We start from the raw sequence: 20648 nt of genomic DNA on the forward strand, positions 1-20648 counted from the left end.
CTTGTGACCCATTCTTGTTTGAGGGTTAGGGTGCGCTTATATGGGAAAGCTTGAAAACTTCGTTTTCCGCTTTGCGCTTCTCTCGGTTTGCACTATCTTTGCAGCAGGAAATAATTAGAAACTATGGATATACAACAGAAACTGGTAGCGTCCGTCATCAGCGGACTGAAAGCACTCTATGGGCAGGATGTGCCTGCCGCACAGGTGCAGTTGCAGAAAACCAAGAAAGAATTTGAAGGACATCTGACGCTGGTTGTGTTCCCCTTCCTCCGCATGTCGAAGAAGGGACCCGAGCAGACGGCGCAGGAAATCGGTGAATATCTGCTGGCAAACGAGCCTTCACTCGTGGCCAAGTTCAACGTCATCAAGGGCTTCCTGAACCTCACCATTGCTTCGTCGGCATGGATCGAGCTGCTCAACGGCATTCAGGCTGATCCGCACTACGGATTGACTGAAGCTACAGATCAGTCGCCGCTGGTGATGATCGAGTATTCGTCGCCCAACACCAACAAGCCTCTCCACTTGGGGCACGTGCGCAACAACCTGTTGGGTAACGCCTTGGCCAACATCATCGCCGCCAACGGCAACCGTGTGGTGAAGACCAACATCGTGAACGACCGCGGTATTCACATCTGCAAGTCCATGCTGGCTTGGCTGAAGTATGGCAACGGTGAGACGCCCGAGTCGAGTGGCAAGAAGGGCGACCACCTCATCGGCGACTACTACGTAGCTTTCGACAAACATTTCAAGGCTGAAGTGAAGGAGTTGATGGCCAAGTATCAGGCCGAAGGCATGAACGAGGAAGAAGCCAAGGCTAAGGCAGAAGCCGAATCGCCCCTGATGAAGGAAGCTCGCGAGATGCTCGTGAAGTGGGAGGCTGGTGACCCTGAGGTACGTGCCCTGTGGCAAAAGATGAACGACTGGGTATATGCCGGCTTCGACGAGACTTACAAGATGATGGGTGTCAGCTTCGACAAGATATACTACGAATCGAACACATACTTGGAAGGCAAGAAGAAAGTGCTCGAAGGACTGGAGAAAGGTCTTTTCTACCGCAAGGAAGACGGCTCCGTGTGGGCCGACCTGACGGGCGAAGGCCTCGACCACAAGCTGCTGCTCCGTGCCGACGGTACGTCGGTCTACATGACGCAGGACATCGGTACGGCCGAACAGCGTTTCTCCGACTATCCCATTGACAAGATGATCTACGTGGTGGGCAACGAGCAGAACTATCACTTCCAGGTGCTGTCCATCCTGCTCGACCGTCTGGGCTTTGAGTGGGGCAAGAGCTTGGTACACTTCTCCTATGGTATGGTGGAACTGCCCGAAGGCAAGATGAAGAGCCGTGAGGGTACGGTAGTCGATGCCGACGACCTGATGGAGGAGATGATCAACACCGCCAAGGAAACCAGTGGCGAGCTGGGTAAGCTGGACGGTCTGACGCAGGCCGAGGCCGACGACATCGCCCGCATCGTAGGTTTGGGTGCGCTGAAGTATTTCATTCTGAAGGTAGATGCCCGCAAGAACATGACGTTCAACCCCAAGGAATCCATCGACTTCAACGGCAATACCGGTCCTTTCATCCAATATACTTACGCCCGCATCCAGTCCGTCCTGCGCAAGGCGGCCGAAGCAGGCATTGTTATCCCCGAACAGCTTCATTCGGGCATTGAACTGAGTACGAAGGAAGAAGGTTTGATTCAGATGCTGGCCGACTTTGCCGGCGTGGTGAAGCAGGCAGGCGAGGACTACAGTCCTTCAGGCATTGCCAATTACTGCTACGACCTGGTGAAGGAGTACAACCAGTTCTACCACGACTTCAGTATCCTGCGCGAGGAGAATGCCGACGTCAAGGTGTTCCGTCTCGCCCTGTCGCGCGAGGTGGGCAAGGTAGTCCGTCTGGGCATGGGACTGCTGGGTATCGAAGTTCCCGAACGTATGTAAGCCGTAGTGCTTATTTGATATAGTTTTCAGCAGGGAGGGTGTGCGGATAGCACACCCTCTTTTTTCTTGTTTTAAATGTTGCTCTTAGGATTGCAGACTGATAGTATTTCTTGGTACACTTGTCTGGTTTCATCTGGTTTCTTGCGGTTGAAGAATGCGGGTACACCTGTTTTGCAACGGATGTGAATAAATGGTGGAGTGCCATTTCGTAAAAAAAGAAAGCATTTTTCTCCGTTTCCCAGCATGAAGTATCCTGTATTGATTCCTTTGAACGAGGATCCGTTCAGTCGGAAGGATACAGGTGGCATTTTGTCTATTAAGGATACCTCGGCAATGTCGGAGGTCGGAATTTGGATTGCATCTCCTCCTTCCAGTGTGATTGTTTCTTGGCTTATAGTAACGTTATCTAAGTGAGTCATATTGAAAGGCCCTACTATCCCCCAGAATATCCCTGCCAGCAGGATTGCTAAGAAAAGAACGATTGCCTGGTCTCTACGTTTTTCTGTTTTGAATAACTTCTTCATATTGATTCTTTTTATTGTTTCTGTCAGATACCTTCTATGATATAGTCTTGTTCTTGGGAGAAGGGTTTCAGCGTATGTGTCCATTCCTTTCCGTCGGAAGAAACCAATCGCAGGGACTGGATGTCTTCCTTTTTATCGGTTTTGAACATGAGGAGGCCGTCTTTGTCCGTTGTTCCTCTGTATTGCCGGTTAGCATAGATTTTTATGTTTCCCGTTTGGGGGCGGGAAGGGCTGGTTTTGACCATCAGGATGAAGCCTCTTTCATTGTCCTCTAGTTCGAGCCAGCTGACCTCTTGCCGGGTTGTACAAGTGTCGGTTGGTTGGCTTTGGAAAGCGGAGAGGGCGGAGAGGGATGCGTCTGTTATGGTGGAGGTAAATGTGAATTTCCCGTTTCTGATTTGTACGCTCTTGGGAGCGATGCCGAGTGTCTGTAGCAAGGAGTCACGCTTGGCTTTGGGAAGCATGGGGAGAAAGATGTGTTTCCCGTTAGGGAACTCGGCGCTTTGGCTGCCAAAGGGTTGTGCCTTTCGTTGGTTGGCGTGGATTCTGTCCACATAAATCAGGTATTCGTAGTTCAGGATATGGCCCTTGCGGTAGTATTCGGTTACGAACGGCAGGTATTTGAGTTGAGTTTGGGAATCGGCATGTTGCAGCACCATGAAACAGGCTCTCCAGCTGCTGTCCGACAGGCCTTCAAGCCGGCCGTTGATGATGGAGTTGACGATGGGCAGGACTATCGATTGGTTGATGGAGTCGGTTCTGTCCCATTGGCGCAAATAGGCCTCCTTTTCTTTCGGGTCATGGCTTTGATTGTAATCGTGTCTCACTTTCTGGTCGTTGTGTAAGACTACTTTGAGCAGCGAGTCGATTGTGGCGGCTGGCCTTTGTTCTTGAGCCTTGGACGGATGGGAGCAAAAGGCAAGAAAGATCAATAGAAGCAAAGTGTTTATGAATTGTTTCATGACAGAATTATTTTTCATTACTACAAATGTACAGAAATAAGCAAATACCTGCAAGCGCTTGAAGGCTTAATAATATCCCTCTTTACGCTCCTCAAGTTCATAGTTAGCCCGCTCAAGTCCATAGTTAGCGTCGTAAAGTAGGCTTTGGCATTTTCTTTTCTGCCAATCGTTTTCGGTAAAACATCGTTTTCTCGTGTGTAAAGCATTGCTTTTTATGGGGGAAAACATCGTTTTCTTAAAGGAATTTCATGAATGGGTGAAGGGTGTACAGACTTTTTGTGTTTCCTTTTAAATTGGTTTCATGCTTTCACGAGAGTATAAGCTGCTGTTTTACAGTGGATAATTGTGAAAGATAATCCTTCACACCTGTGAAGGATATTTTTCTGTGACACCTTGACACCCTATATTTATAGAATCCACGCGCGCGCGGGCGAGAGTGACTGTTAATTCTAATTTAACATTAACAGTTGAGTAGTGAATTTGTTATTTATATAATAAAAGTTTGTTTTTTGCGTGACAAGGTGTCACACCCTTGTTGAAATTGTCTATTTGGATGATTCCTTGTAGCTGGCTTTCAGCGTTTTGCGATTTTTTACAAAGAAATCTTCAAAAATAGGATTAGGTTTTTCTCTCCTGTCCGTCTTTATAACAGAACGAAATCTGAAATTATGCAGAATCAAGACCCCATAGAAGAAGCACGGCGCCATCCGTTGGTATCCTACTTCAAGTCTCGGGAAAAGGAAGTGCCCGAGGAAGAGATCGACCGACGCTGGAACGATCTGGCTCGCCGCTTGCAGCGTGAATCCGCTCCCCGTCGGAGTAAGGTGTGGCGCTTGTATGCCGAAGTGGCCTGTGCGGCCGCTTTGTTGGCGGGTGTGCTTTGGTGTGGAAAACTCTATATGGACCGTCAGTCCCATTCTTTGGAACAGGCTATTGCCCAGCTTGACCAGTGTTCCATCGATACGGCCAGTCAGGTGCTGCTTATCACTCATGCCGAACAGCGTATCGAAGCCGGTAAGAATGCCCGCATAGCCTATTCGGAGAAAGGTAAGGTTTCGGTGAACCAGCGCCAGGTGAAAGAGGCTCCACAGAAGTTGGAATACAACCAGCTGATTGTGCCCAAGGGCAAGTCGTCCCAGCTGTTACTGGCCGATGGAACTTCGTTGTATGTCAATGCCGGTACGAAAGTGGTCTATCCAAGCGTATTTGCAGGCAAGACCCGTGAAATCTATGTGGAAGGCGAAATCTATATCGACGTCAAGAAGAATACAGAGCAGCCGTTTATTGTCAAAACTCCCGGCTTCGATATTCGTGTGACGGGTACAGCCTTCAACGTGAATGCCTATAAGTCGATGAGCGAGTCGGAAGTGGTGCTGGTGCGTGGTTCCATCATTGTGACCGACCATGCCGAGCGTGAAACAGCTGTGAAACCCAATGAACTTCTTCGCCTGACCGACGGTGTGGCCCGTTCCAAACGTCAGGTCGATGCTTCTGAATATACAGCTTGGACACAAGGATATTTCCCTTTGCAGGGACGCAGCATGGAAAGCATTCTTCAGCGCTTGTCGTTCTATTACGGTTGTGACCTGACTTGTGATCCTTCTGTCAAAGACTTGTCGCTACAGGGTACCATTGATATGAGCGTTCCCCTTCCCAAGGTGCTCGAACGAATTGCTAAAATACATCCCATCGGCATTCGCCAGACGACCGATGGTTACCATTTGTTTATAACCCCAAATACTAATCTTTAAAAAGCACAGACTGCCTATGAGAAAGGAAATATGAAATGCACACATCTGACAGGAGAAACCCAAGGTTTGGTTCTGTCTATTTAATCTTATACAAAAACTTTTTATTAACCCTTATGGCAGAGTCTCACTCCATAAAAAAGCCCGGACAACCCCCATTGTCCGAGCCCTTAAAGTGTGATACTTAGCTGTAAGTATCTAATCAATCATGCAAAAATATGGATTTTTCTGTAAGAAAACAACTGATTTCAGCAATGTTAGTATTTTTTGCATTGCTTTTCCCGCTAGCACTTCCTGCTGCGGAACAATATAACAAGAACTTTTCATTCGAACTGCGCGATGTCACTGTCAAAGATGTGTTCCGTTACATCGAGAAGAACAGTGAATATGTTTTTCTCTATGCTTCTAATAAAAACTTGTCGAAGAAGGTCAATGTGGATGTGAAGGATAAGAATGTCAAACAGATCTTGAACGAAGTGTTGGAACATACTGGGCTAGTTTATGAGATTGATGGGAAGCAGATTATTGTAAAGGAACCCAAGACTAATGTACAAGCTGTATTGCAACAACAAAAAGGTAAAACGGTGAAAGGTCAGGTGCTTGACAAGACGGGTGAAACTATCATCGGTGCTAATGTTGTGGTAGACGGTACAACCAATGGTGTGATGACCGACATTGACGGGCGTTTTGAATTGTCGGATGTTCCAGAGAATGGAAAAATAAAAGTAACCTTTGTAGGTTATAAAGCACAAGTCATTTCAGTAAAAGGTAAAAAGGAACTAAATATAGTGTTGGAAGAAGACACAGAGATGTTGAGCGAAGTCGTTGTTGTGGGTTATGGTAGCCAAAAGAAAGAAAGTCTGGTCGGTTCGGTTCAGATGGTAAAGCCTGAACAACTGAAAGTTCCGAGTTCCAATCTGTCCTCTGGATTTGCAGGTCGTCTGGCCGGTGTGGTAGCAGTACAGCGTTCTGGTGAGCCGGGTGCTGATGGAGCGGACTTTTGGATACGTGGTGTGTCAACGTTCAGTGGGGTGACGTCTCCTTTGATCGTAATTGATGGTGTTGAGGCTTCTTCGGGAGACTTGAATGCTTTGGATCCAGAAGTCATTGAGGGCTTTTCAATCTTGAAAGATGCTACAGCTACGGCTCTTTATGGCTCGCGTGGTGCCAATGGTGTGATGATTGTGACGACCAAGAGCGGACGGAACCAGGAAAAGGCCACAATTAACTTTCGTTTGGAGAATACCTATAATACGCCAATTCAAGTTCCTGAGTTTGTAGATGGTGTGCGCTATATGGAGATGTATAATGAGGCGGTAACTACTCGTGGAACGGGAGAAGTGCTTTATCCGCAAAGCAAAATAGACGGAACACGGGCTGGCCTTGATCCATATGCATTTCCTAATGTGGACTGGTATGATGAACTGTTCCGTAAAGGAGCTATGAATCAGAACCTTAATTTTAATATCCGTGGAGGTAGTCAACGTATCGATTATTTCAGTAGTGTATCCATTAATCACGATAGTGGCGTGTTGAAGAACAATAACGACTTCTCATACGACAACAATATCAATATCATGCGTTATGTTTTTCAAAACAACATTAATGCTCATTTGAGTAAAACCAGTACGCTGTCTTTGCGTCTGAATGTTCAATTACGTGATTATAATGGGCCTCATAGCAGTGCCAGTGAGGTATATGGCATGGTTATGGAGGCTAATCCTGTTGATTTTCCTGTCCGTTGGCCGTCTGATCCCACAATGGACTATATCCTTTGGGGAGGTAAGTCAGGTGGTAAGTTCAATAATGGTTTTCGTAATCCCTATGCGGAAATGGCCCGTGGATATAAATCACAGTTCGAGAGTACGGTTGTTTCCAACTTGAAGTTTGATCAGAAGTTGGATTTTATCACACCGGGGTTGTCTGCCAATGTGCTGTTCTCGTTCAAGAACTGGTCACAAACTCAAACCAAACGTTCGGGCGGTTATAATCAATTCGAAGTGGATAAGTATCAGTATGATGACGCTGGTAATTATACGGGCTATACGCTTCGGCGTGTAGGTAAGGAGCAGGATCCTACGTTGAGTACGAGTAGTAGTTCTACGGGAGACCGTCGTATCTATTTGCAAGCTATGATTAATTATGATCGTACATTTGGAAGTAAACACAATGTGAGTGCCATGTTACTTTATAATCAGGATCAGTATAATGTGAATAACCCGGGTGATCTGATTGCATCTTTACCACAGCGTAAGCAGGGATTGGCCGGTCGTTTGACTTATAGTTACGATTATCGTTATTTGGCAGAATTTAATTTTGGTTACAATGGGTCGGAGAATTTTGCGGAAGGACACCGTTTCGGCTTTTTCCCGTCGTTGGCATTGGGCTATACCATAAGTCGAGAGAAATGGTTTGAACCATTGAATGATGTCATCACCAACCTGAAAATTCGTGGTTCTTGGGGATTGGTAGGAAATGACCAGATTGGAGCTGAGCGCTATATTTATATGTCCAACATAGAATTGCAGAATAGTGATCTTGGTTTTACGACAGGTAAAGATCAGAATACAACCTATTGGGGACCCAAGTACTTGCGTTATCCCAATCCGGATATCACGTGGGAAGTAGGCAGCAAATTCAACATTGGTATGGATTTGACATTGTTCAATGATTTTAATCTGACATTCGACGTGTTTAAGGAAATCCGTCATGACATATTTATGGAGCGTCAAAGTATTCCAAGCTTTATAGGCACTTCTCCATCGGACATGTGGATGGACCTTTCTACCAAGTTGTATGGAAATTTAGGTAAGGTTGAAAACAAAGGATTGGACTTTTCCATTGATTATAACCATACCTTCAATAAGAATTTCTCCATGTCGTTTAAAGGTACATTCACCTATGCGACAAATAAAGTGCTGGAATATGATGAGCCTGATTATCAAGAGTATCCGAATTTGTCACGTGTAGGTCATTCTATTAATCAACCTTTGTTGTATGTCGCCGAGCGTTTGTTTATAGACGATGAAGAGGTTGCCAATAGTCCCAAACAGAATTTGGGAGGTTTTGTACAGGCCGGTGATATTAAGTATAAGGATATTCCAAATGCAGAAGGCGTTTGTGACGGCGTTATTGATGCCAATGACCGCGTGTATACAGGACACCCTACGGTGCCGGAAATCGTTTACGGGTTTGGTCCTTCTTTCCAATACAAGAAATGGGATTTCTCCTGTTTCTTCCAAGGGGCGGCACGGACTTCTATTGTTGTAGGCGATATTCATCCTTTTGGAACGGACGGTTTGCGCAATGTGCAGAAGTTCATCGCGGATGATTATTGGAGTGAATCTAATCAGAACATTTATGCGGCCTATCCTCGTTTGAGCAAGCAGTATAATCAGAATAATACTGTTGGGTCTACATATTGGCTGCGTAATGGCGCTTTCCTGAAACTGAAGGATATCGAATTGGGTTATTCGTTTAAAATGTTCCGCGTTTATTTGCGTGGCTCCAATCTGTTGACTTTCTCTCCGTTTGATTTGTGGGATCCGGAACAAGGGAATGGTAATGGTTTGTTTTATCCTACTCAAAAGAGTTTTAATGTGGGAATTCAGTTCTCTTTAAATAAATAAGATAAGAAAAGCTATGAAGAAAAATTATATTATAGTTGTTGTTTTGTCAATGTTGCTGGGATTTGCTTCCTGTGACTATTTGGATGTGGTACCGGATGAAAGGCCTACAGAGGAAGATGCTTTCAAGGATAAATATGCGGCAGAACGATATTTGTATTCTTGTTATGCTTTTATGCCTCAGGAAAGGCAGATAGATAATATTGTAAATCATGGCCAGACAGTTTCCTCTACCAAAAATGAGGCTACCCATATTCTGTTGGGGAATATCTCGGCAGCTAATTTGGGTAATCTTCAATATTGGTCTAGAATGTATGGCGCCTTCAGGCGGTGCTATACCTTCTTGGATAATGTAGATGCAGTTCCTCGTTTGGAAGAAGAAACCAAACTCGTTTATAAGGCTGAAGCTCAATTCTTATTGGCTTATTATGGCTTTTATTTATTGAAGTCTTATGGACCGTTTATTATTCCAGATGGTGTATTTGATTATAACATGCCGTCAGATGCTTATCCCAAACGGGCAAAATTTGATGATTGTGTGCAATGGATTTTGGACCGGTTGGATGAGGCTTATCCCAATTTGTTGGATGCACAGTCTGTTTCTGCTCAGGGGCGTGCAACGAAGGTGATAGCCGATGCTTTACGTTCGCGTGTGTTGTTGTATGCCGCTTCTCCTTTGTTTAATGGGAATAAGACTTTTTTTCAGAATACTTTGCTTGATCCTGAAACGGGTGAACCATTGATGCCTTTGGAATATGATGAGAATAAATGGAAAAAGGCGTTGGATGCCAGCGAAGTTGCAATTAAGAGCGCATTGGATGCAGGTTTTGAGTTATATAAAGGCGATGATCGTAGTAGTGACCTGCCTTATCCCGAAGATCAGACGGAATACGCTTTGCGCATGACATTTGTGGATCGTGAGAATAAGGAGGTCATTTTCTGGGATGCTCGTGAGGAAGGGTATTATGATTGGCAGAATGAATCTACTCCTCGAGATCCGGAACAGGGTGATCCATCGTGGAATAACAATGGCCCGTCGTTGGAATCAGTTGAAATGTTTTATTCCGAGAATGGTTTGCCGATTGATGAGGATCCGGCTTATTTCCCGGAAGGTGACTGGTTCAAGTTGGGTGAATATGATGGTGAACCTACCAGCAATCTGCATTTGAAACGTGAACCCCGTTTTTATGCTTGGATTGCTTTTCATAACAGTTGGTATGAGATGCAGCGGAATGACCAAAGCCGGATCCGTGTAAAGTTTAGAAAGGACGATGAACAAGGTGTGGGAAACCGTTCGCGTAATTTTTCAAAATCAGGTTATTTGGCTAAAAAAGGTGTAGGCCTTGCTTATAGTACGCGCAATGGCTTTACGAAATATCCTTGGCCCTTGATTCGTTTGGCCGAGCTTTATCTGAATGCAGCTGAAGCTGCCATTGAATCAGGTGATTTGGATAAAGGCAAGGAGTATTTGAATGTAGTTCGTCAACGTGCGGGTGTACCGGATGTGGAAGTGGCTTGGAAAGGTATTGCAACCTTGGATAAAGACAAGTTACGGGAGATTGTACATCGGGAACGTAATATTGAACTTTTCTTGGAAGGACATTATCGTTGGGATATGAACCGCTGGCTGGAATCGGAAGCTGCAATGAATCATAATCCTCATGGTTTGAACATTTATGGGGAAGATGATGAAAGTTTCTCTCAACCTGTAGAGGTTTCTATGCGTTGGGCGTTTACTAGTCCCGCCAATTATTTGTTGCCTATTGAAACCCGTGAATTGAATATAAATTCACGTTTGGTACAAAATCCTGGTTATTAACCTTAAAAATGTGATTTTATGAAGAAACTGATATTTTATTTGTGTTTGTGTATTGGTTTGTGTGTCTCTTGTAGTGAGGATGACTCAATTGATTATACATTTCAAGTGGTTAATTTGACGGCTGAAGCTCGTGAGGGGGCCATTAAGCTCAATTGGGAACTTCCTCAAGACTCAAATCTGCTGTATGTGAGAATCGATTATTATAATATTCGTCAGAAGAAGGATTATGTTGTGAATAAAAGCGTTTTTGCAGATTCTTTGGTCATAGATGGCCTTTTGGCACGTGATGGAGCTTATACATTTCGATTGACAGCTGTTAATGCGAATGGACAAGAGAGTGCTTTGTCTGCAGAAGTTTCTTGTACTTGTCTTCCTGTACAGCCGGTGGTCACCACTTCGCAAAAGGAAGTTGATGCCGATATGATTCATTATGAAACAAATGCTCAAGAACCGTCCGAAGGTCCATTGGACGATTTGTTTGATGGGGATAATGATACATTCTTTCATACTCCATGGACTTTTAGTGCCCCTTGGCCTCAATGGGTAGAGATAGAGGTGTCACAACCTGTCAATGGTGTAATGTTTTATACGGTTAATCGTGGAAATGGTTCAGGTCGTCCCGGCTATGTGGAGATATTAGCTAGTAATGATCGTGAGACTTGGACCAAATTGTATGAATTTTCTGGTACAGATGATATTCCGGAAACAGATAAAGGTCGTTATGACAGTCCGTTAATTTATGATTTGAACACATCTTATACATATTTCCGTTATAATGCGATAGAAGGCAACGGAGGTAATAGTTTTTGGAATATGGCTGAAATGGATTGGACTTTCTATGAAGTAACTCAAACTGTTTATGATCCTGAGAATGAGACGGATTAGCGTGTTGTAGGACTTCGTCTATTTGTATATAACAGGCAGAGGTTTGCTGAAAGGCTCTGCCTGTTTTTCTAAACTTAGTTGGTTTATTAATTATATCATGAATACACAATGAAAAAAAATATTTGTGTGAGCCTATTGGGCTTGCTGTTACCTGTGTTGGGATGTGAAGACAAGGTTGCGGCAGAACCTGTATTGTCTTTGTCGGAGACTTCATTGAACTGTATCCAAGAAGCAGCTCAGTATGAAGTGAAAGTGGAAAGTAACGTGGACTGGACGGTTTCGGTTCCTGGCGATGCATTTTGGTGTGTGGCCAGTAACTTGGGTGACAGGCTTTTAGTGGATTTGGAAGAGAATACAGGATTAGAGGTACGTCAGACCGAGGTTACGGTTACTGCCGGACCTTTGATTGAAAAGGTGGAAGTGAAGCAGTTGGGAGAAAATCCTGATATTTTGTTTGAGAAAGAACGGCAAGATTTGTATTATGGTGACACATTGGTCGCTGTAAAGATCTTGAGTAATGTTGATTATGAAGTATCTATTCCAGATGATGTTGATTGGATTACTTTTATGCCTGATACGCGTACTATGACAGAAAGTACTTGTGGATTTCAAATTTCTGAAAATGAATCAGATACAGTGCGTTATGCTAATGTTTCATTCCATTCGCCGGATGGTAAGGTAGAACGAAAGCTGATGTTCCGACAGGATTTTCGTAACAGGGATTATGTACCGGGAGACCCTTCTGAATTGGGTGATATCTTGATAGCTATAGAAAGCGCTGAGGCAAACCAAAGTAATTCGCAGGAAGAAAGCGTAGAAAAGTCCTTTGATGGAACAACTTCCACTTGGTATCATTCTCCTTGGTATAGTACCTCTTTCCCGGTTGAATTGACGTATTCTTTCGCTACGCCACAAGTTGTGGATTATTTTATCTACAAACCTCGTGGTTCGGGTGATAATGGAAATTTTGATGAGTTTGATTTATTTGTATCTACAGCCAATAATGAGAACTATACGAAAGTTGGAACCTATCAGTTGGGGGGGGCAACACAAACATCGAAGATTATGTTTGATTCTCCATTGGAGGGAGTGAAATCTTTTCGTTTTTCAGTCAAAAGTGCAAAAGGAGATGTGGTAAGTTGTGGTGAAATGGAATTTTACCGAAAGGCAGCTCCTGTTGCAGGGTTGGAAGAGGTGTTTGCCGATGAACTTTATTCTGAATTGAAGTCGGATGTCAATCAGCGTAAGATTGATGGTATAGAGAATACCTTTTTTCGTAGCATAGCCCAAAGTCTGTTTGATAAAACTTACGATTTGAAATATCGCGTACAGGAATATGAACCTTATCGGGATTTGAATGATTTGGCTGCTGAAATGAAAACGAGCGGCTATAATCCGTTTGAAAATCCTACAGGAATTTATTTTGCAGACGATGAAGAGGCTATTGTTATTGTTGGTGAAACGCAAGGTGAAGTTTTGTCACTTAAAGTCTATGATTTTGATGGCACACGGCAAGGATTGTCTACGCCAGAACCGACATCTTACCCGTTAGAACAGGGGATAAACAAATTACGTATATCTCACGGCGGTTTGGCTTATGTGGATTATTACACTTCTCGCTGGGAAACAGCTCCTCGTCTTAAGGTTCATATCGCTTCGGGTAAGATAAATGGCTATTTTGACAAGAAACGTGATTCGTCTGCCGATTGGAAGCAGATCTTGAATAGTGCTACCTATGGTTGTTTGGATATAAAAGGAGATTATATTAATCTTGTCTATGGTGTGAATAGCCTCAAACAATATTGTGATGATGGGCTGAAGTTAATTCAGAATTACGATGCAATTGTAGATCTGGAATATGAAATAATGGGTCTGAAGAAATATAACAGACTTCCTAAGAACCACATGTTTGCAAGGGTAGTGAAGGATGGTTTGTTTGCGGATGGATGGGGGGCCGGATTCGGAGAATGGGCAATGAACGAATTGGCTAGCCCTACAAAATCTATAAAAGAAGGTGTGTGGTGTATTGCTCATGAATTGGGGCATGTCAATCAGATTCGTCCGGGGTTGAAATGGGTTTCTACTACAGAGGTAACGAATAATGTATATTCTGTTTGTGCCAGATATAAGTTCAATCGTGAATATTTAAACTTGGAGCAAGAACGCTGCAATGATGGAGATAATAATAACGTATTGGGCGGTCGCTTTAATTCTTATTTAAATTATGGTATTGTCAAGGGTGAACATTGGCTTTGCCAAAAGGGGCAGGACAATATGGATCCCAATTCCTATCCCAATGGTGGAGATCACTTTGTGAAACTTTGTCCGTTGTGGCAGCTACTTCTTTATTATCGTGAAATTGTGGGTGGTGAAAAACGTGATTGGTATGGAGACGTAGCTGAAATCGTTCGGAATACAGATGAAACTAATCTTAGTAATGGACAGTTGAATTTGAATTTCATGCGCAATACGATGGATGTGGTAAAAGAGGACTTGACGGACTTCTTTATCAAGTGTGGTATGTTGAAGCCCATTGATAAGGAATTGGATGACTATGCGCGTGGCTGGCTGACTATCACACAGGAAGAATGTGACGAGATGGTACGTTATGCCTCCCGTTATCCGAAACCTGCTACTCCAGTACTCTATTATCTGTCAGGCAACAGTGAGAAAGCTTTCAAAGAGAAGCTGCCGGTAGAGGGTACCTATGGCGAAGGTCTTCGGATAAAGAGTGACGGGAATATCGTTGTTAGCCATGATGTGTGGAAAAATGCGGCAGTATTTGAAACTTATGAGGGAGATGAGTTGAAATATGTGGCTTTGGTTGGTACTGATTCATCCGATTTGAGTTCGACTTTAGTACGTTATCCTTCTGGTAGTACCCGTATTGAAGCAGTAGCTTGGGATGGTACCCGAACATTGGTATATGGAGAACGCTGATAGAATCTCGCAAATTTTTATTCAAAAAGGGACAAGAAGTTGGGAGCCGGGTATTCGGCTTCCGCTTCTTTGCTTCCCTGATTGGATGATTTTGTTCTTGTATTTCTTGTTTTTCAATTAGAAGGATATGAATAGAGACAACTGTGTTGAGAATTATTTTTTATAGTTCTGTTTTGGGAAGATAAGATTCCAGTTTGGATAGGCAAGAAGAAGAGACTGAATGAAAGAATGGATAGAAAGCATAAAGATGATGAATTCGTATAAAAAAATAGTGGGAATATTGGTACTGTTGCTGATGTTGACGTCTTGTCATCCTTTTGGCGTTAACTTGGATGATCGGTATTTCCAAAACAAACGAGGTATGCTGACTGCTCGATGGACTGCCCCATTTGGTAAGGAGGATGTGGAGAGCAGTCATGCTCCCAAAGGGCCTTTCCTTGGAAACGGCGATGTGGGGCTTGTGAGCTATACATCGGAGAAAGGACAAACGTTACAATTGTCTAAAGTGGATTTCATTACGGATGATTGGACAGACTGGACCGGAACAGGACCGGCTGCCTTACCGGTAGGAGGAGTATCTATTCAGATTCATGCGGAAACGGATGACGACTTTTTATACGAGATGCGGTTGCTGGAGGCCGAACTTTATATGAAAACAGGAACTGTAGAACCGGTGGAAATGCGTACATGGATGTCGATGAACGATAATTATGTAGTAACAGAGTTGGCTACTCGAGCCTCTTGCCCCATTTTGGTCACGGTAGAAACTTATGCAGGTTGTGAGGATACGTATTATGAGACTACTGCTGAAATACATGATGGGATAGGACAGGTGACGCGGCGCACTCGAACAGGGGAAAAAGTTCGTTGGACGGCTCGTGCGGGTATTTCGACCCGCATCATAGGTACAGAAGTTATTTGGGAACAGGCTTCTTCTTCGCAGGTAACATCTACTTTTTTGATTCGGTCTGGACATCCAATCCATATTGTCACCTATGTGTCGGGAAGCCTGAATGATAATGCTAATCTGTCTGAAGCTTACGAAAAGTTGTGTGGGCTGGACGGGGATAGTCTGATTTTGCTCAAAGAAAGCAAGGATGCTTGGTGGAGGGATATGTGGACCCGCTCTTATGTAGAAACGAATGATTCGTTGTTAAATCGTCAGTATCTGTCATCTATTTATCTGATGGCGTCGGCTTGCAATTTGCATAGTCCGGTCTGTGGGGGTATGTATGGTGTATGGAATATGAATGATACGATGAATTATCATGGTGACATCCACTTGAATTATAATAGTCAGGCCGGTTTTTACAGCGTTTTTTCCGCTAATCGTCCTGAACTTGCAATGCCTTATTATGAATTTTTAGAGAAGATGATTCCAGAAGGGCGGAGGAGAGCGCGTGAAGATTTAGGTTCAGTTCACCCGTCATTGAAAGGAAAATCTTGTAGAGGTTTGTTGTTCCCGGTCAGTGCTTTGGGGAATGGATATTTTTATTGTCAATATTGGCAACAGACTGTAAATGCGCCTTTTAATATACCATTGTTCAGCTGGTATTATGAATATACAGGTGACAAGGAGTTTTTGCGGGAACGGGCCTATCCTTTTATACGGGAGTGTGGCGATTTCTATGAAGATTATTTGGAGAAGGATGTATCCGATAATACATATCATTATACAATTACAACTGGTGGCCATGAAAATTCGTGGGACTTGAACCCTCCTTCAGATTTGGGCTTTGTAGAAATGACGTTTAGGCTTTTGTTGCGTTACAGTGAAGTGTTGGATGTAGATTCTGAAAGACGAGCTTTGTGGAAAGATATTGTAGATCATTTGCCTTTATATAAGGTCATTATGCCTACTCAAACTCCTAACCAAGGTTTACCGATTTATGCTAAAAATGAGGAAGGATGGGACTGGCCCGCACATGTTATTCAGCTTCAACCAGTTTATCCTTGCGAAGTGCTGAATTTACATTCAGATAGTACAACCTTACAATTGGCACGGAATACGTTGTATTATTACGGAATTGATCAACAGGGTTTGACAGAGACTATGAATGAACTTGGATTAAGTGCCTTTATAATGGGAACCCGTATTGGTTTTAATCCCAATATTCTGATAAACAAAATGAAAGTCTTGATTCGAAGAGCTGGAACAAACTTTTTGATATTGGACGGGCATCATTGTCTTGAAAAGACCACTTTTGTAGAAACGATTAATTCGATGATGCTTCAATCTGTAGAAGGTGTTTTATATTTGTTTCCTTGTTGGATTGATTCGCCGGCATCTTTTACACGTTTAAGGGCGAAAGGCGCTTTTGTCGTTTCGGCGGATTATGATGGTAAGGAGGTCGTTTCTTTAAATTTGTTAAGTGAAAAAGGAGGAATATGCCGTATTAATAATCCATGGCCAAATAAGGGAAATGTAAAAGTTTTGTGCAATGGGGAAGAAGTTGATTTTAAGCTCGAAAACCGTATTCTTTCATTTTTGACTGAGACAGGTGGAACGTATGAACTTTTTTGCGCAGATTAGAACTCTGCTAATTGATTAATGTTTTATGTGCAAAATATGAGGAAGGGAATAAACATGCTTATAACAGCTCTTTTAATTTATAGTAGTGCCGATGGGAAGTTGTTTATTTAGATGTTTCTCGGCTCATTGAAGAAGAGTAGAATAAAAGACTTTATCGGAAAGGAGGCCAAATGGATATGATGGCTATATAGGATAGAGGAAAAATAGAAACACAGGGTGATTTGATTTATAAAATTATAATGATTATGAGAATAGATAGGCTTATTATTACAGTTATTTTATTGAACTGTTTAGGAGTGTACAACGTTTTTGCACAAAAGGATAATGTATGGAATCCAGATAACGGAAATGGGACTTTTACCAATCCTATTTTTTGGGGAGATTGGCCGGATCCGGATATTATTCGTGTGGATGATAAGTTTTATTTTGTTTCTACAAGTATGCATTATGTCCCAGGTTGTCCAATCGCTGTTTCTGAGGATTTGATAAATTGGGAAATGGCTGGTTATGCTGTGGAAAGATATGAGGAAGATCCGCGGTATGACATGCAAGGAGGCACTCTTTATTTGAATGGCTCATGGGCTGCCACTATACGGCATAAAGATGGCAAGTTTTATGTGGGATTTTGTACGCCTTATGGATGGGGAAGAGAAAAGGGGAATTTTTCTGTTTGCATTGCTGATGACGTAAAAGGCCCTTGGGAACGAGTAATCTTCTCAGAATATATGTATGACCCTGGATTATTTTTTGATGATAATGGTAAGGTTTATGTTGTTCATGGTCAAGGTACACTTTATTTGACAGAATTAAACGAGGATGTTCGTTCTGTAAAGGGAAGCCCTGTTAAGATTTGGGAGGGAGGATTTAAAAACGCCTATGAATTGGGTGGTGCCTATGGCATGGAAGGTGCGCACATGTATAAAATTAATGGTAAATATTATATTACTTGTCCTGCGGGTGGAACAGAAGGGTGGCAAATTTGTTTGCGTTCAGACAATATTTATGGTCCGTATGAGCATAAACTCATCATGCATGATGATTCTTCTTACCCTAAGAATGGCCTTCATCAAGGAGGGATGGTGCAACTGAAGAATGGTGATTGGTGGTTTATGATTATGCAGGATCGGGGTCCGATAGGACGAGTACCTTGTTTAGTCCCTGTAACTTGGGTTGACGGTTGGCCCATGTTAGGGGAGGGTGGGAAGGATTTGATAACTTATCCGAAACCAAGTGTTGGAAAACGTTCTAAATTTAAAAGTCCAGCCACATCTGATGAATTCAATGCACCTAAGTTAGGGTTGCAATGGCAATGGAACCATAATCCTGATAATTCCAAATGGACATTGAAAGAACGTAAAGGGTATATGCGTTTAAAGGCATCTCAGGCCGGGACATTAAAGGAGGCTCGGAATACCCTGACTCAACGTGTGCAAGGACCTACTTCTGAAGGAACTGTGGAGATTGATATTTCAGGGTTGAAAAATGGTAATATAGCAGGTTTTGGAATATTTGAATTTCCTTATGCTTATGTGGCCGTTGAACAAATGGATAATAAACGGCGTATCGTAATGTGTAATGATGGAAAGATTGTGGAGTCAATAAATGATTTTAATAATACTCGATTATGGATACGCGCCAGAGTAATGGATAAGGACTTTCGTGCTTTGTTTTACTATAGTCTTGATGGAATAAATTATAAACGAATAGGTGATACATTGAAAATGGGATTAGGCTTGCCTTGGACTGCTAATCGTTTTGCATTGTTTAATTTTAGTAAAACCGCAGAAGGCGTAGATGGACATGCGGATTTTAATTGGTTTCATTTTAATGATAAATAATTGGTGTATATGAAAAATACTTTTGAAAAGAGGGTAATAGTATCTTTCGTATTGGTCTGGGGAATATTGGTACTCAATTCGATTGAGGCAGCTTCACGGGAATGGCATGTTTCGCTTTCTGGTAATGATAATGATAGTGGGACATTGGAGTTCCCATTGAGGCATATTCAATATGCTGCGAATAAAGCTCAACCAGGTGATAAGGTAATTATCCATGAAGGGATTTATCGCGAAAGTGTAGTTCCTGTTTGTGGTGGAGAGGAAGGGAAACCTATTGTCTATCAAGCTGCAGATGGGGAGAAAGTTGTGATTAAAGGGTCAGAAGTAATAAAAGATTGGAAAAATATTACCGGAACGATTTGGCAAGTTGCAGTACCCAATAGCTTGTTCGGAGATTTCAATCCTTATTCAGATACGATTCATGGAGATTGGTTGGCAAGAGGACAATGGGCGCATACTGGTGAAATCTATTTGAATGATGAGGCTTTGACCGAGACTCCTCATTTGGAAAATATCTTGTTGAACAACAAGAAGTCTCCTCTATGGTATGCCCGGGTAGCGGAGGATACTACTTGGATATGGGCTGATTTCCGTGGGGCGGATCCTAATAAAGAATTGGTGGAAATAAATGTGCGGCGTACTATTTTTTATCCGAATAAACCTTTTGTAAATTATATAACGGTTAGAGGATTACATCTTAGTCAAGCTGCTACTCCGTGGGCACCTCCTACTGCAGAACAGCCAGGGGCTATTGGTACACATTGGAGTAAGGGTTGGGTGATAGAAGATAATATAATAACTCATTCTAAGTGTGTGGGGATTACATTGGGAAAATATGGTGATGAGTGGGATAATAGAGCGGAAAGTGTTGAAGGATATATTGGTACGACGAAGAGAGCGCTTCATAATAAATGGCATCGTGATTTTATTGGAAGTCATGTAGTGCGAAATAATCGAATATCTTATTGTGGACAAGCTGGAATCGCTGGTAGTTTGGGAGCGATTTTCAGTCAAATTAGTGATAATATTATTCATGATATAGGCCAGCAAAAAACATTTTGGGGATATGAATTGGCAGGTATAAAGATTCATGCCGCTATTGATGTGCTGATCGAACATAATCATATTTACCGTACAGAAGGTGGCATTTGGCTGGATTGGATGGCACAAGGAACAAGGGTTACTCGTAACTTGCTTCATGATAATAAAGTTCAGGATTTTTCTTTGGAGGTGAATCATGGTCCAGTATTGGTTGATAATAATTTATTTTTGTCATCGGAACTGGCACAAGTGAAGTTGTCTCAAGGTGTGGCGTTTGTTCATAATCTGATAGCTTGGGAAATATGGCCTACGGGTAAAGTAGATGAACGTGAGACGCCTTATCTTTATCCGCATGATACTCGTATTGCCGGTTACCATGATTGCCCTTGTGGTAATGTGGGTTATTTGAACAATCTTTTTGTTCGGGAAGATTTGAAAGATTATGAAGATTCTTCGTTACCGGTGGTAATAAAAGGTAATTTGTTGGATAAACAAATTCGTTTTAATGTTGAAGAAGAAAGGGATGGGTGGTATTTGACTATGTCTCTTCCTTTGGATTGGAAATCCAAACGTACATGTCAATTAGTATCCATTGATGACCTGCCTATGGCTTTAATACCACAGCAAAAGATCATTTTGCCCATGAATGCAAAGACCTTTTCCCATGATTATTTAGGGAACAAACGTAAACGTCAAGGGAATTGCCCGGGTGCATTGGAACTAAATGGAGAAAATGATTTAAAAGTGAAAATTTTTTGTAAATAGAAAAACATGAGGGTTACTAAGTA

General features: G+C 42.7%; 11 protein-coding genes. 9 read left to right on the top strand and 2 right to left on the bottom strand.

Going from position 1 to position 20648, the window contains the following annotated elements; all coding sequences use genetic code 11:
* The first annotated feature begins 123 nt into the window (after positions 1–123).
* Positions 124–1944 carry an arginine--tRNA ligase gene (argS, locus tag HF894_RS06405; RefSeq protein WP_021846842.1) on the top strand — a complete coding sequence of 607 codons (1821 nt, stop codon included), beginning with the start codon at positions 124–126 and terminating at the stop codon, positions 1942–1944.
* A gap of 71 nt (positions 1945–2015) precedes the next feature.
* Here the strand turns inward: argS and HF894_RS06410 are convergent, their stop codons facing one another.
* Both HF894_RS06410 and HF894_RS06415 read right to left on the bottom strand, forming a co-directional pair.
* Positions 2016–2468, bottom strand: coding sequence for a hypothetical protein (locus tag HF894_RS06410; RefSeq protein WP_204971487.1), 453 nt, complete (start codon positions 2466–2468; stop codon positions 2016–2018).
* 23 nt (positions 2469–2491) lie between these two features.
* A complete protein-coding gene (locus HF894_RS06415; protein ID WP_204971488.1) occupies positions 2492–3430 on the bottom strand; it encodes a hypothetical protein in 939 nt (312 codons plus the stop codon).
* A gap of 668 nt (positions 3431–4098) precedes the next feature.
* Here HF894_RS06415 and HF894_RS06420 point away from each other — a divergent pair.
* The 8 genes from HF894_RS06420 to HF894_RS06455 all read left to right on the top strand — a co-directional run bounded on the left by HF894_RS06420 (position 4099) and on the right by HF894_RS06455 (position 20625).
* Positions 4099–5181 (top strand): FecR family protein, encoded by a 1083-nt coding sequence (locus HF894_RS06420; RefSeq protein WP_204971489.1) that lies wholly within the window; start codon positions 4099–4101, stop codon positions 5179–5181.
* A 215-nt stretch (positions 5182–5396) separates the two neighbouring features.
* The gene (locus HF894_RS06425; protein ID WP_204971490.1) at positions 5397–8807 is read left to right on the top strand and encodes a TonB-dependent receptor; all 3411 of its coding nucleotides are present in this window, start codon (positions 5397–5399) and stop codon (positions 8805–8807) included.
* Positions 8808–8820: 13 nt separating this feature from the next.
* The gene (locus HF894_RS06430; protein ID WP_204971491.1) at positions 8821–10623 is read left to right on the top strand and encodes a RagB/SusD family nutrient uptake outer membrane protein; all 1803 of its coding nucleotides are present in this window, start codon (positions 8821–8823) and stop codon (positions 10621–10623) included.
* A gap of 18 nt (positions 10624–10641) precedes the next feature.
* Positions 10642–11508: a DUF4959 domain-containing protein gene (locus tag HF894_RS06435; RefSeq protein WP_204970480.1), complete on the top strand. Its 867-nt coding sequence runs from the start codon at positions 10642–10644 to the stop codon at positions 11506–11508.
* Between the two features lie 108 nt (positions 11509–11616).
* Positions 11617–14448, top strand: a complete 2832-nt coding sequence (locus HF894_RS06440) for a M60 family metallopeptidase (protein WP_204971492.1) — start codon at positions 11617–11619, stop codon at positions 14446–14448.
* Between the two features lie 295 nt (positions 14449–14743).
* Positions 14744–16981 carry a glycosyl hydrolase family 95 catalytic domain-containing protein gene (locus HF894_RS06445; RefSeq protein WP_317196536.1) on the top strand — a complete coding sequence of 746 codons (2238 nt, stop codon included), beginning with the start codon at positions 14744–14746 and terminating at the stop codon, positions 16979–16981.
* Positions 16982–17226: 245 nt separating this feature from the next.
* The gene (locus HF894_RS06450) at positions 17227–18819 is read left to right on the top strand and encodes a glycoside hydrolase family 43 protein (RefSeq protein ID WP_204970483.1); all 1593 of its coding nucleotides are present in this window, start codon (positions 17227–17229) and stop codon (positions 18817–18819) included.
* A gap of 9 nt (positions 18820–18828) precedes the next feature.
* A complete protein-coding gene (locus HF894_RS06455; protein WP_204970484.1) occupies positions 18829–20625 on the top strand; it encodes a right-handed parallel beta-helix repeat-containing protein in 1797 nt (598 codons plus the stop codon).
* Positions 20626–20648: the final 23 nt, after the last annotated feature.

It is taken from the genome of Caecibacteroides pullorum (genome assembly GCF_019239235.1).
In the GTDB taxonomy this organism is placed as follows: domain Bacteria; phylum Bacteroidota; class Bacteroidia; order Bacteroidales; family Bacteroidaceae; genus Bacteroides; species Bacteroides pullorum.